The following is a 13,805-nucleotide window of genomic DNA, read 5'->3' on the forward strand; positions in this document are numbered from 1 at the left end:
CAGCGACGTGACCGTGCGCCGGGCGACACGGAGCCGGGCAGGTGCTGCAGCACCTGCGCCGGTTGACCGCTGGGCATGGAGACTGGACGGAGACGACACATGACGGTACAGGCATTCCTCGACGCGCGCGACTTTCTGCTGCGCCATCGCACCGACTACGACACCGCGTATCGCGATTTCGCATGGCCGGTGCTCGACGCGTTCAACTGGGCGCTCGACTATTTCGATCCGATGGCGCGCGGCAACGACCAGCCCGCGCTGTGGATCGTCGATGCGGCAACCGGCACGGGCGATCCGTATTCGTTCGCGCAGATGTCCGAGCGTTCGTCGCGGATCGCGAACTGGCTGCGCTCGATCGGCGTCGTGCGCGGCGACCGCATTCTGCTGATGCTGCCGAACCGTGTCGAGCTGTGGGACGCGATGCTCGCGGCGATGAAGCTCGGCGCGATCGTGCTGCCCGCCACCACGCAACTGTCGCCCGACGACGTGCGCGACCGCGTGCAGATCGGCGGCGCGACCTACGCGATCGTCGACGAGAACGAAACCGCGAAGTTCGAACAGGCCGGCCTCGGCCTCGAGCAGAAGATCGTCGCCGGCGCGCCGCGCGAAGGCTGGCTCGCGATGAACGACGGCTATGCGGCGAGCGCCGCGTTCGAGCCGGACGCCGTCACGCACGCGAACGATCCGATGCTGCTGTACTTCACGTCGGGTACGACGTCGAAGCCGAAGCTCGTCGAGCATACGCACCGCACCTATCCGGTCGGGCACCTGTCGACGATGTACTGGGTCGGCCTGCAGCCGGGCGACATCCACTGGAACATCAGCTCGCCGGGCTGGGCGAAGCACGCGTGGAGCTGCTTTTTCGCGCCGTGGAATGCGCAGGCGTGCGTGTTCGTATTCAACTACGCGCGCTTCGAGCCGAAGGCCGTGCTCGATGCGCTCGTCAAATATCGGGTGACCACGCTGTGTGCGCCGCCGACCGTGTGGCGCATGCTCGTGCAGCAGCCGCTCGCGTCGTTCGACGTGAAGCTGCGCGAGATCGTCGGCGCGGGCGAGCCGCTGAATCCCGAGATCATCGAGCGCGTGAAGAACGCGTGGGGCATCACGATTCGCGACGGCTACGGCCAGACCGAGACGACCTGCCTGATCGGCAACTCGCCGGGCCAGCCGGTCGTCGCGGGCTCGATGGGCCGGCCGCTGCCCGGCTACCGGATCGCGTTGCTCGACCCGGACGGCGCGCCGGTGACCGAAGGCGAGGTCGCGCTGCCGATCGGCGATGGCGTCGCGCGCCCGGTCGGGCTGATGAAGGGCTACGCGAACAATCCCGACGCGACGGCCCATGCGATGCGCGACGGCCACTACCGCACGTCGGACATCGCGATGCGTCGCGACGACGGCTACTACGTGTACATCGGCCGCGCGGACGACGTGTTCAAGTCGTCCGACTACCGGCTGAGCCCGTTCGAGCTGGAGAGCGTGCTGATCGAGCACCCGGCGATCGCGGAAGCGGCCGTCGTGCCGAGCCCGGACCCGGTGCGGCTGTCGGTGCCGAAGACGTTCGTCACGCTGCGCGAGGGCTATGAAGAAAGCCCCGCGCTCGCGCTGGAGATCTTTCGCTTCTCGCGCGAGAAGCTCGCGCCGTACAAGCGCATTCGCCGCCTGCAGTTCGCGGAGCTGCCGAAGACGATCTCGGGGAAGATTCGCCGCGTCGAGCTGCGCCGCCGCGAGATCGAGCGCGGCGACGACGCGAGCGCGCGCATGCCCGGCGAGTACTGGGAAGAAGATTTCGCCGCCGAACTGAAATGACCGGCCGCGGGCCGCGCGCGCCGCATGCCGCGGCGGCCGCCCGCAGCCGAATTGAAACGGTCGCGCGGCGGCATGCCGTTACGTCGCGGCCCACTGCAAGGAGATTGCACTGATGAACGCGAATCCGACGCCCCGTACGGGGCAAGACGTGCCGACGGTCAAGCTGCTGATCGACGGCGCCTTCGTCGAGTCCGCCACGAGCGAGTGGCGCGACATCGTCAACCCGGCGACGCAACAGGTGCTCGCGCGCGTGCCGTTCGCGACCGTCGCGGAAGTCGACGCGGCCGTGCAGGCCGCGCACGCCGCGTTTGCGACGTGGAAGAGCACGCCGATTTCCGCGCGCATGCGCATCATGCTGAAGTTCCAGGATCTGGTGCGCGCGAACCAGCAGCGCATCGCCAGGACGCTGACGGCCGAGCAGGGCAAGACGATTCCCGACGCCGAAGGCGACATCTTCCGCGGCCTCGAAGTGGTCGAGCACGCGTGCTCGATCGGCACGCTGCAGCTCGGCGAATTCGCGGAGAACGTCGCGGGCGGCGTCGACACCTACACGCTGCGCCAGCCGCTCGGCGTGTGCGCGGGCATCACGCCGTTCAATTTCCCCGCGATGATTCCGCTGTGGATGTTCCCGATGGCGATCGTGTGCGGCAACACGTTCGTGCTGAAGCCGTCGGAGCAGGACCCGATGTCGACGATGGAGCTCGTCGAGCTCGCGCTCCAAGCCGGCATACCGAAAGGCGTGCTGAACGCCGTGCACGGCGGCAAGGACGTCGTCGACGCGATCTGCACGCATCCGCTCGTGAAGGCGATCTCGTTCGTCGGTTCGACCACGGTCGGCACGCACGTGTACAACCTCGGCAGCGCGCAGGGCAAGCGCGTGCAGTCGATGATGGGCGCGAAGAACCACGCGGTCGTGCTGCCCGACGCGAACCGCGAACAGGCGATCAACGCGCTCGTCGGCGCGGGTTTCGGCGCGGCCGGCCAGCGCTGCATGGCGACGTCCGTCGCGGTGCTGGTGGGCAAGGCGCGCGAATGGCTGCCGGACATCGTCGCGAAGGCGAAGACGCTGAAGGTCAACGCGGGCTCGGAAGCGGGCACCGACGTCGGGCCGGTCGTGTCGCGCGGCGCGAAGGCGCGCATCCTGTCGCTGATCGACATGGGCATCAAGGAAGGCGCGAAGCTCGAGCTCGACGGCCGCGACGTGAAGGTGCCCGGTTTCGAGGAAGGCAACTTCATCGGGCCGACGATTTTCTCCGGCGTGACGACCGACATGACGATCTACACGCATGAAATCTTCGGGCCGGTGCTGGTCGTGATGGAAGTCGACACGCTCGACGAGGCGATCGCGCTCGTCAACGCGAACCCGATGGGCAACGGCGTGGGTATCTTCACGCAGAGCGGCGCGGCCGCGCGCCGGTTCCAGAGCGAGATCGACGTCGGCCAGGTCGGCATCAACATCCCGATCCCGGTACCGGTGCCGTTCTTCAGCTTCACCGGTTCGCGCGGCTCGAAGCTCGGCGATCTCGGCCCGTACGGCAAGCAGGTCGTGCAGTTCTATACGCAGACCAAGACGGTCACCGCGCGCTGGTTCGACGACGATACGACGGCTGGCCCGGTGAACACGACGATCCGGCTGCATTGAGCGGCGGAGGACACCACCATGAAAATCGGATTTATCGGCCTCGGCCACATGGGCGCGCCGATGGCGCTGAACCTGCTGAAAGCCGGCCACGAAGTGCACGCGTTCGACCTGAGCGCCGACGCATTGCGCGCACTGCAGGACGCCGGCGCGCAGGTGGCCGCGTCGCCGCGCGATGCGGCGTCGGGCGCGACGTTCGTGATCACGATGCTGCCGGCCGCGCCGCACGTGCGCTCGGTGCTCACCGGCGAGAACGGCGTGCTGGCCGGCCTCGGCGCCGGCGCGACGGTGATCGATTCGAGCACGATCGACCCGGCGAGCGCGCAGGCGTTCGGCGCGCTGGTGCGCGAGCACGGCGGCGCGTTCGTCGACGCGCCGGTGTCGGGCGGCACCGGCGGCGCGGCGGCAGGCACGTTGACCTTCATGGTCGGCGGCAGCGACGCGGATTTCGAGCGCGTGAAACCGGTGCTCGCCGGGATGGGCAAGAACATCGTCCACTGCGGCGCGACGGGCATGGGGCAGGTCGCGAAGGTCTGCAACAACCTCGTGCTCGGCATCTCGATGGCGGCGGTGTCGGAGGCGATGTCGCTCGGCGTCGCGCTCGGCATCGACCCGAAGGTGCTGGCCGGCATCGTCAACACGTCGACGGGCCGCTGCTGGAGCTCGGACACGTACAACCCGTATCCGGGCGTGATCGAGACCGCGCCTTCGTCGCGCGGCTACTCGGGCGGCTTCGGCACCGACCTGATGCTGAAGGATCTCGGCCTCGCGAACGACGCGGCGAAGCAGGCGCGCCAGCCCGTCTATCTCGGCGCGCTCGCGCAGCAGCTATATCAGACGATGAGCAGCCGCGGCGACGGCCAGCTCGATTTCTCGGCGGTGATTCGCCTGTACCAACCGGCCACGAAGAAGGACGCGTGATGATCGAACTCGACTACGTCGACGACGGCGCGATCGCGTGCGCGACGCTCAAGCGTCCGCCCGCGAACGCCTTTACCGCCGACGGGCTGCGGCAACTGCAGCAAACCGTCGCCGAACTGAATTCGGACCCGCGCGTGCGCGCGCTGGTGATCACCGGCGACGGCCCGAAGTTCTTCAGCGCGGGCGCCGACCTCAACACGTTCGCCGACGGCGATCGCGCGGTCGCGCGTGCGATGGCGTCGCGCTTCGGCGCGGCGTTCGAGGCGCTGCACGACGCACGCGTCGTGACGATCGCGGCGATCAACGGCTATGCGATGGGCGGCGGCCTCGAATGCGCACTCGCGTGCGACCTGCGGATCGCGGAGACGCATGCGCAGATGGCGCTGCCCGAGCCGTCGGTCGGGCTGCTGCCGTGCGGGCTCGGCACGCAGACGCTGCCCTGGCTCGTCGGCGAGGGCTGGGCGAAGAAGATCATCCTGACCGGTGCGCGCGTCGATGCGGCCACCGCACTGCGGATCGGCCTCGTCGAGGACGTAGTCGAAAGCGGCGCCGCGCGCGAGGCGGCACTCGTGCTGGCTCGCAACGTCGCGCGGCAAAGCCCGCATGCCGTGGCCTACAGCAAGGAACTGATCGGCCTCGCGCGCCGAGGCGTGCCGCGCGGCGCGGCGCTCGCGGTCGAGCGCGAACGCTTCGTCGATTTGTTCGACACGGCCGATCCGCGCGAAGGCGTGGCGGCGTTCCTGGGCAAGCGCGCGCCGCAGTGGCGCACCGAGGGAGAGCCGCAACGATGAGCACGCCGGTGACGAATCACGATGCATTCGCGGAGCATGCGCCCGAGGTGCTGTTTCGCGTGGTGAACCGCGTGGCGCTGATCACGCTGAACCGGCCGGCCGCGCTCAACGCGCTGTCGTACGCGATGATCGGCGAGCTGGCCGCGCTGTTCGAGCGTTGCCGCCGCGACGACCGGATCGTCGCGGTCGTGCTGCGCGGCGCGGGCGAGAAGGGCTTCTGCGCGGGCGGCGACGTGCGCGCGTTGTACAAGATGGTCGCGCAGCGCGAAACCTGGCTGCCGTTCTTCGTCGACGAATACCGGCTCGACTACGCGATCCACACGTTCCCGAAGCCGGTGGTCGCGCTGATGGACGGCATCACGATGGGCGGCGGCATGGGCCTCGCGCAGGGCGCGGCGCTGCGCGTCGCGACCGAGCGCAGCAAGATCGCGATGCCCGAAACGCGCATCGGCCTCGTGCCCGACGTGGGCGCGACGCATTTCCTGTCGCGCATGCCGGCCGAACTCGAACTGTACGTGGGACTGACCGGCGCGATGCTGTCGGGCGCCGACGCGCTCGCCGCGAAGCTCGCGGACCTCTGCGTGCCGTCCGCGTGGCTCGACACGTTCGAGACGCGCATCGAAAGCGTCAAGTGGGACGGCGACGCGCTGCCGCTGCTGCGCAAGGTGTTCGAGCCGCCGTGCAACGTCGTGCCGCATGCGGCGCTCGACAGCCAGATGCCGTGGATCGTCCGCCACTTCGACAAGCGCTCGACCGTCGAGCGGATCGTCGCGACGCTCACGCAGGATCTGGCGCGCGACGAACTCGCGCGCGAGCACCGCCAATGGCTGCAGGCGACGCTCGACGCGCTCGCGAGCCATTCGCCGACGATGCTCGCGGTGACGCGCGAGGCGCTGCTGCGCGGCCGGCAGATGACGCTCGCGGAATCGTTCCGGATGGAGCTCGGCATCGTCGCGCGTGCGATCGAGGAAGGCGATTTCTGCGAAGGCGTGCGCGCGCATCTCGTCGACAAGGATCGCAAGCCGCGCTGGGCGCCCGCGTCGCTCGTCGAGCTGCGCGCCGAACGCGTGCGGCATTTCCTGACGTCGCCGTGGAAGCTGTTCGCGCATCCGCTCGCCGATCTCGGCGCGGCGTGATCCTTGCGAGATGGCCCGGCGCGCCCGTGCGACGCGTCGGTTTCAATGCGCGTCAGCGCGCGTCGTCCGCGCGCTCGATCATCGGCGGAATCGCCTGCGCGAGCGCGTCGATCACGCAGCGCGTCTTGCGCGGCAGGTAGCGCGTCTTCGGCCAGATCGCGTGAATGTCGCCTTCACAGACGAAGCAGCGATCGAGCACGACCACCATCTCCCCGCGCTTCACGTATTGATCGAGCAGCCAGCTCGGCACCCACGCAATCCCGAACCCGGCCGCGCCGGCCGCGGCGATCGCCTGCACGTCGTCGAAACTCAGTTGATGCGGCATGTCGATGCGCACTGTCGAGCCGTCCGGCGCGCGCAAATCCCACGGCTGCACCACGCCCGAACGCGAATACGCGATCGTGCGGTGGTGCTTCAGATCGTCGAGCGTCTTCGGCACACCATGGCGCGCGAGATACGACGGCGCCGCGCCGAGGCTGCCGTACTGCGTGCCGAGCCGCCGTACCGCGAGGCTCGTGCTGTCCGCGAGCGTGCCGATCCGCACCGCGAGGTCGATCCCTTCCTCGACGAGATCGACGAATCGGTCGGTGATCGACACGTCGATGCGCAGGTGCGGATAGCTGCGCGCGAGATCGAGCACGATCGGCGTCACGCAGTGGTGCCCGAATGCGAGCGGCACGCTCAGCCGCAGCTTGCCGCGTGCCTCGTGGCGGCCGCAGTCGAGATCGGCTTCCGCCGCTTCCAGTTCCGCGAGCGCGCGCACGCAGCGGTCGTAGTACGCCTGGCCGTCGTCGGTCAGGCTCTGGCTGCGCGTCGTGCGCTGCAGCAGCCGCGCGCCGAGCCGCTTCTCGAGCCGCGCGATCGCCTTGCCGACCGCCGAGCGCGTCATGTCGAGCCGCTCCGCGGCCAGCGCGAAGCTGCCTGATTCCACCACCTGGACGAAGGTCGTTACGCCGTCGAGTCTGTCGGTCATCGCGTTGCGTCGATTGGGTCCGTAAATTCCCCAGTGCGTGGAAATGCGTGCGTCAATGGGGAGGCGAATTCTCACTATAGTACCGATTCCCGCCCAGCGTGCGTCGCCGGCCGCGCGCGGCGAATCCTACTGACCTGGAGGCGCGCGGCCCGTCGCCGGGCCGCCGCGCAAATACGCATGACGCTATCCGACTCCCGCAGGAATGCGGTCGCGCTCGCGGCCGTCTGTCTTACGTCGCTGATGTTCGGCCTCGAGATCTCGAGCGTGCCGGTGATCCTGCCGACGCTCGAACACGTGCTGCATGGCGATTTCAACGGCATGCAGTGGATCATGAACGCGTACACGATCGCCTGTACGACGGTGCTGATGGCGGCCGGCACGCTCGCGGACCGGTTCGGCCGCAAACGCGTGTACGTGATCGGCACCGTGCTGTTCGGCGCGACGTCGCTGCTGTGCGGGCTCGCGCCGAACGTGCCGGTGCTCGTCGCGGGCCGGCTGCTGCAGGGCGCGAGCGGCGGCGCGATGCTGATCTGCCAGATCGCCGTGCTGTCGCACCAGTTCCGCGAAGGGCGCGAGCGCGGCCGCGCATTCGGGATCTGGGGGATCGTGTTCGGCATCGGGCTCGGTTTCGGGCCGATCGTCGGCGGCGCGATCGTCGCGCTCGCGAGCTGGCCGTGGGTGTTTCTCGTTCATGCGCCGCTCGCGGCCGTCGCGCTCGTGCTGATCGGCGGCGCGGTGCGGGAATCGCGCGATCCGCATGCGGGCACGCTCGACGTCGCGGGCATCGTCACGCTGTCGCTCGCGGTGCTCGGCCTTGCCTTCTACATCACCCAGAGCGGCGAACTCGGGCTCGCGAGCGCGGCCGGCCTCGGGGTGCTCGGCGCGACCGTGCTCGCGCTGGTCGGTTTCTTCATCGCGGAGCGCGCCAGCGCGCGGCCGATGTTCGACTTCTCGGTGTTCCGGATCCGCGCGTTCACCGGCGCGATCTTCGGCTCGATGGGGATGAATTTCAGCTTCTGGCCGTTCATGATCTACCTGCCGATCTGGTTCCAGGTCACGCTCGGCTACGACAGCGTGACGGCCGGCCTCGCGTTGCTCGCGTACACGTTGCCGACGCTGATCGCGCCGCCGTTCGGCGAACGGCTTGCGCTGCGGTACGGGCCCGGCGTCGTGATTCCGGGCGGCCTGTTCACGATCGCGGCCGGTTTCGTGCTGATGCGGCTCGGCAGCGCGGCCGTTCACGCAAGCTGGCTGACGATGCTGCCGGGCTGCATGATCGCCGGCATCGGGCTCGGGCTGACCAACACGCCCGTCACCAACACGACGACGGGCGCGGTGCCGAGTGCGCGCGCCGGCATGGCGTCGGGCATCGACATGAGCGCGCGGATGATCTCGCTCGCGTTGAACATCGCGACGATGGGCTTCGTGCTGGTGGCGGGGATCGTCGCGAGCCTGCAGGGCGGGCCGGCCGGCGCGATCGGCGACGCGGCGCTGCGCCGGCTCGCGCAGGAGATCGCAGCGGGCCGCACCGACGGGCTGCAGGCGATCGCGCCGGCGCTCGCGCAGGCCGATCCGAGCGGCGCGGCGCTGCATGCGGCGCTCGTGCACGGCTTCGGCTGGGTGATGCTGTACGGCGCGGCGGGCGTGGCCGTGCTCGCGACCGCGAGCGCGGTGGCGTTCGCGCCGGTGCGGCGCGGGGCGGCCGTGTGCGAATGACGCGGGCGGCGCGCGGCGTATGACGGATGACGGGTGACGGGTGACGGCCGGTCAGGAGGTCCCGCCGCCGAGCGCGCGGTAGAGCTTCATCTGGTTGTTGAGCCGGTTCAGGCGCGTCAGTTCGTCGGCGCTCTGCGCGCTCCTCAGCACCTGCTGCTGGTCGAGCCACGGCTGCACGGCGGTCGCGCCGGCCGCGAAGCGCGCGGCGGCCAGCCGTTCGGCGCGCTGCGCCTGCGCGAGCGACAGCGCGCGCTGTTCGGCTTCGCGTTCGAGCTGCACGCGTGCCGACAGCGCGTTCTCGACTTCCGCGAGCGCCGTGTAGAGCCGCTGGCGGAACCCGACCACCGCTTCCTCGTACTGCGACTTCGACACCCGGATCTGCAACTGCATCGTGTTCCACTGGATGAACGGCAGCGCGAGGCCGAGCCCGAGCGTGCCGACCGGATTCGTCAGCACGCGCTCGAGGCTCGTGCTCGTCGTGCCGGCGCCGCCGGTCAGCGTGAAGGTCGGGTAGAAGCTCGTACGCGTCGCATCGACCTGCGCGAGCGACTCGCGCAGGCGGAATTCCGCCGCACGCAGGTCGGGGCGCCGGCCGAGCAGGCTCGCGGGCAGGCCGGCCGCGACCTCGGGCGGCGCCGCGTCGGGCAGCGCCGACGGTTCGGCCGCGCGCTGCTGCGGCGGCCGGTCGAACAGGATCGCGAGCGCGTGGCGGTTCTCGGTGCGCTGCTGGATCAGTTGCGTTTGCGCCGCGCGTTGCGCGGCGAGGCTTTGTTCGGCCTGCGCGAGGTCGAGCCCCGACACGGCGCCGGCCGCGTGCCGCGACCGGACGAGCGCGAGCGTGCGTTGCGCATACGCGATGTTCGCGTCGCCGAGCGCGATCTGCCGGTTCAGATAGCCGATTTGCCAGTACAGCGCCGCGGTCGTGCCGATCAGCGACAGCCGCGCGGCTTCCAGATCGGCGGCCGTCGCGTCGGCTTCCCAGCGCGCGGCATCGCGCAGCGCGGCGAGCCGGCCCCACAGGTCGATTTCGTAGCTGAGCGAACCGTTGAGGCCGCTCGAGCGGCTCATCCGGTGCGTATCGAGCGTGCGCGACACGGCGCCGTTCGCGCCGAGCGTCACGCTGGGCGTCAGGTTCGTATCGACGAGCCCGGCCTGCAACTGCGCGCGATACACGCGGATCGCCGCGATCGCGAGGTCGTTGTTGGCGCGCAGCGCGTCGTCGATCAACGCGTCGAGTTGCGGATCGCCGAAGCTGCGCCACCAGTCGCGCGTGGCGGCCGGCGCGTCGGCCGCGACCGGCGCGGCCCAGTTCGCGGGCATCGCGACGGCCGGCGGCGGTGTGTGGCGCGCACCCGCGCAGCCGGCGAGCAGCGCGGCCGCGCACGCGAATGCGCCGAGACGGTGAAGCGGGGAGGCGTACGTGATGATGGCCATGTTTCGTCAGTCGCGCGCGAGCGCATCGATCGGGTCGAGCCGCGACGCGTTGCGCGCGGGCATGAACCCGAAAATCACACCGGTGAGCGTCGAGCACACGAACGCGGTCACGATCGCGCCGGCCGAGAACACCATCTTCCACTGCGTGACGAACATCGAGAACAGCGCGCCGAGCCCGAACGACAGCGCGATGCCGATCGTGCCGCCGAGCAGGCATACGAGCACGGCCTCGACGAGGAACTGCTGCAGGATGTCGGACTGGCGCGCGCCGACCGCCATCCGGATGCCGATCTCGCGCGTGCGCTCGGTGACCGACACCAGCATGATGTTCATCACGCCGATCCCGCCGACCACGAGCGAGATCACCGCGATCAGCGACAGCAGCAGCGTCAGCGACTGGCCGGTCTTCTCGACGGTCTTGACCACGCTGTCCATGTTGTACGTGAAGAAGTCCTTGCGGCCGTGGCGCTGGATCATCAGCTTCTCGAGGCTTTTCTCGGCCGCGGCGCTCGGCTGCCCGTCGCGCACGCGCACGGTGATGCTGTCGAGATAGCGCTGGCCGAACAGGCGCCCGCTCGCGGTGGTGTACGGCACCCACACGTTCAGGCTCTTCACGCTGCCGAACGCGCTTTTCTTGTCGGCGGTCACGCCGATCACGACGCACGGCACGTTGTCGACCAGGATCACTTCGCCGACCGGATTGCGCGTCGCGCCGAACAGCTTGCGGCGCGTGTTCTGATCGATCACGGCCACCTGCGCCTGGCGGCGCACGGCATCGTCGTCGAACGCGACGCCGAGCGCGAAGCGCATCCCGCGCGCCTGGAAGTAGCGGTCGCCGACGCCGCTCACGAGCGCGTTGACGTCGATGTTGCGGTAGCGCAGCAGCAGCGTGCGCGACGTTTCGGGCGTCGCGCTGTCGACGTACGGCTGCTCCGCGAGCGCGGCGACGTCGGCGGGCACGAGCGTCTGGATCGTGTCCGCGCGGCTGTCGCCCCAGTCGGTGCCCGGATAGACGTTGATCGTATTGGTGCCGATGCTGCCGATCTCTTCGAGCATGTAGCGCTTCGCGCCTTCGCCGACCGCGACGATCGATACCACCGACGTGATGCCGATGATGATGCCGAGCATCGTCAGCAGCGTGCGCAGCCGATGCGACACGAGCGCGATCCACGCCATCCGGCACGCTTCGGCGAAGCGGCCGGTGCCGGCCGCGAAGCGGCGGCCGGGCGGCGCGGGATCGGCATTGGCGACGGGATCGGCGCCGACGGGCGGCCGTGCATCGTCAGCGGCGGGCGCGGACGGCGTACTCGCGGCCGCGTCGGCGCCCACTTCCGCGAGCGCTTCGGCGGGCGCTTCCGCAAGCGCTTCGGCAAGCGCTTCGGCAAGCGCTTCCGCGTAGTGGCGGTTCGGCCGGTCGGCGATGATCTCGCCGTCACTGATCTCGATGATGCGCCGCGCATGGCGCGCCACGGCCTTGTCGTGCGTGACGATCACGATCGTATGGCCGAGCGCGTTCAGTTCGTGCAGGATCCGGATCACGTCCTGGCCGCTTTTCGTGTCGAGGGCGCCGGTCGGTTCGTCCGCGAGGATCACCTGGCCGCCGTTCATCAGCGCGCGCGCGATGCTCACGCGCTGCTGCTGGCCGCCGGACAGTTGCCCGGGCCGGTGATGCGCGCGATCCGCGAGCCCGAGGCGCGCGAGCAACGCGCGGGCGCGGGCGTGCCGCTCGGCGCGCGGCGTACCCGCGTAGATCGCCGGCATTTCGAGGTTCGCGACCGCGTCGACGTGCGGCAGCAGGTGATAGCGCTGGAACACGAAGCCGAAGTGCTCGCGGCGCAGTTGCGCGAGTTCGTCGCTGTCGAGCATGTGCGTGTCGCGCCCGCCGACCGTGTACGTGCCTTCGCTCGGATGATCGAGGCAGCCGAGGATGTTCATCAGCGTCGACTTGCCGGAGCCCGACGCGCCGACGATCGCGACGATCTCGCCCGCGTCGATCGACAGGTTCACGTTGTTCAGGACGACGACGTCCTTGTCGCCGGCCGGAAAGCGTCGCGTGACGGCGGCGAGTTTGAGCAGGGGCTGGCTTCTCATCGTCATACCGCGTCCGCCAGCGGCGCGCGCTCGTCCGGCGACGCCTCGCCGATCACGACGCGTTCGCCGTCCTTCAGGCCGGCCAGCACTTCGACGCGCACGTTGTTGTTGATGCCGATGCGCACGTGGCGCGTGTCCGTGCCGCCGTCGGCGCGCAGCACGCGCACCGCGTAGGTGCCGTCCTTGCGCTTGTCGCCGAGCGCGGCGGCCGGAATGCTGAGCGCGTTGCGCGCGTTGCCGAGCACGATGTTGACCTGCGCGGTCATCGCGATGCGCAGCCGATGCCCGGGATTCGGCACGTCGAACAGCGCGTTGTAGAACACCGCGCTGTTCGGCTTCGTGCTGCCGCCGCTACCCCCGCCGCCGAGCGCGCTCTGCGCTTCCGCGTAGTTCTGCGGCGCGGGTTCGATCGCGCGCAGCTTGCCGTAGTGGCGCTTGTCCGGTTCGCCGAGAATCGTGAAATACGCGGTCTGGCCGGCGCTCACGCGGATCACGTCGGCTTCCGACACCTGCGCCTTCACCGTCATCGTGTCGAGATTCGCGAGCTTCAGGATCACCGGCGCCTGCTGCTGCGCGATCACGGTCTGGCCTTCCTGCGTGACGATCGCGACGACTTCCCCGTCGATCGGCGCGACGATGCGCGTGTAGCCGAGGTTGGCTTGCGCGGTCTCGATCTGGATGCGGGCCGAACGGATCTGCGCGGCGAGCGACGCGAGCGTCGCGCGCTGCACGTCCAGCGTTGCGCGCGCGGCCTCGAACGATTCGCGCGACGTCGCGTCGTCGGGCAGCATCGCCTGCTGGCGGCGAAACGCGAGTTCGGCCTGCGTGAGCTGCGCGGCGGTCGACTGCTGCTGCGCGCGCAGGCTTTCTTCGCTGGCGCGCGCCTGGCGCAGCGCGTTTTCCGAAATCACCGGGTCGATCTCGGCGAGCCACTGGCCCTTCGTGACCTTGTCGCCGAGCTTGACCTTCAGCGTCTTCAACTGCCCCGACACCTGCGCGCCGACGTCGACCTGCCTGAACGCCTGCAGCGCGCCGGTCGCGAGCACCGCGTTCTCGAGGTTGCCGCGCGTGACCGGCGCGGACAGGTACTGCGGATGCTTGTCGGGCGCGCAGGCCTTCAGCGTGACGCCGGCGGCGATCGCGACGACGGCGAGGGTGGCCAGCACGATGCGCCGGCGGCGATGGGTCTTCTGGGTCATGAGCATGCAGCGAGGATGAAGCGGCGCCGGCGATGCGTGCGGCCGGGCGGAACGATCCGGTAGGCGTCGCGTGCCGGGCGTGTTGCGCGCAACGGGTTC

Annotated in this window: 10 protein-coding genes; 6 read left to right on the forward strand and 4 right to left on the reverse strand. The window is 69.7% G+C overall.

What is annotated here, in order from left to right; translation table 11 throughout:
- The first annotated feature begins 99 nt into the window (after window positions 1–99).
- The 5 genes from C5F75_RS18905 (at window position 100) to C5F75_RS18925 (ending at window position 6,293) form a co-directional block, all read left to right on the forward strand.
- A complete protein-coding gene (locus C5F75_RS18905) occupies window positions 100–1,806 on the forward strand; it encodes an AMP-binding protein (protein ID WP_099317737.1) in 1,707 nt (568 codons plus the stop codon).
- Between the two features lie 112 nt (window positions 1,807–1,918).
- Window positions 1,919–3,448: a CoA-acylating methylmalonate-semialdehyde dehydrogenase gene (locus tag C5F75_RS18910; RefSeq protein ID WP_104012584.1), complete on the forward strand. Its 1,530-nt coding sequence runs from the start codon at window positions 1,919–1,921 to the stop codon at window positions 3,446–3,448.
- Window positions 3,449–3,466: 18 nt separating this feature from the next.
- Complete coding sequence (mmsB, locus tag C5F75_RS18915; RefSeq protein ID WP_059640845.1) at window positions 3,467–4,366, forward strand: 3-hydroxyisobutyrate dehydrogenase; 900 nt, start codon at window positions 3,467–3,469, stop codon at window positions 4,364–4,366.
- Window positions 4,366–5,157, forward strand: a complete 792-nt coding sequence (locus tag C5F75_RS18920) for an enoyl-CoA hydratase (protein WP_104012585.1) — start codon at window positions 4,366–4,368, stop codon at window positions 5,155–5,157. Before mmsB ends, C5F75_RS18920 begins: the two co-directional genes overlap by 1 nt.
- Entirely contained in the window at window positions 5,154–6,293 is a 1,140-nt protein-coding gene (locus tag C5F75_RS18925; protein ID WP_089465714.1) for an enoyl-CoA hydratase/isomerase family protein, read from the forward strand. Before C5F75_RS18920 ends, C5F75_RS18925 begins: the two co-directional genes overlap by 4 nt.
- A 52-nt stretch (window positions 6,294–6,345) precedes the next feature.
- Here C5F75_RS18925 and C5F75_RS18930 read toward each other — a convergent pair whose 3' ends face one another.
- Entirely contained in the window at window positions 6,346–7,266 is a 921-nt protein-coding gene (locus tag C5F75_RS18930) for a LysR family transcriptional regulator (protein ID WP_089465713.1), read from the reverse strand.
- Between the two features lie 177 nt (window positions 7,267–7,443).
- Here C5F75_RS18930 and C5F75_RS18935 point away from each other — a divergent pair, with 177 nt between their 5' ends.
- Window positions 7,444–8,982: an MFS transporter gene (locus C5F75_RS18935; protein ID WP_104012586.1), complete on the forward strand. Its 1,539-nt coding sequence runs from the start codon at window positions 7,444–7,446 to the stop codon at window positions 8,980–8,982.
- 51 nt (window positions 8,983–9,033) lie between these two features.
- Here C5F75_RS18935 and C5F75_RS18940 read toward each other — a convergent pair whose 3' ends face one another.
- From C5F75_RS18940 to C5F75_RS18950, 3 genes are read right to left on the reverse strand one after another with little or no spacing between them, the layout of a single operon-like run.
- Window positions 9,034–10,416, reverse strand: a complete 1,383-nt coding sequence (locus C5F75_RS18940) for an efflux transporter outer membrane subunit (RefSeq protein WP_104012587.1) — start codon at window positions 10,414–10,416, stop codon at window positions 9,034–9,036.
- A gap of 6 nt (window positions 10,417–10,422) precedes the next feature.
- On the reverse strand, window positions 10,423–12,513 hold the full coding sequence (locus C5F75_RS18945) for a MacB family efflux pump subunit (RefSeq protein WP_181035443.1): 2,091 nt from the start codon (window positions 12,511–12,513) through the stop codon (window positions 10,423–10,425).
- On the reverse strand, window positions 12,510–13,706 hold the full coding sequence (locus tag C5F75_RS18950; protein WP_059585095.1) for an efflux RND transporter periplasmic adaptor subunit: 1,197 nt from the start codon (window positions 13,704–13,706) through the stop codon (window positions 12,510–12,512). Before C5F75_RS18950 ends, C5F75_RS18945 begins: the two co-directional genes overlap by 4 nt.
- Window positions 13,707–13,805 lie beyond the last annotated feature (99 nt).

Origin of the sequence: Burkholderia anthinoferrum, assembly GCF_002925705.1 — a bacterium.
In the GTDB taxonomy this organism is placed as follows: domain Bacteria; phylum Pseudomonadota; class Gammaproteobacteria; order Burkholderiales; family Burkholderiaceae; genus Burkholderia; species Burkholderia semiarida.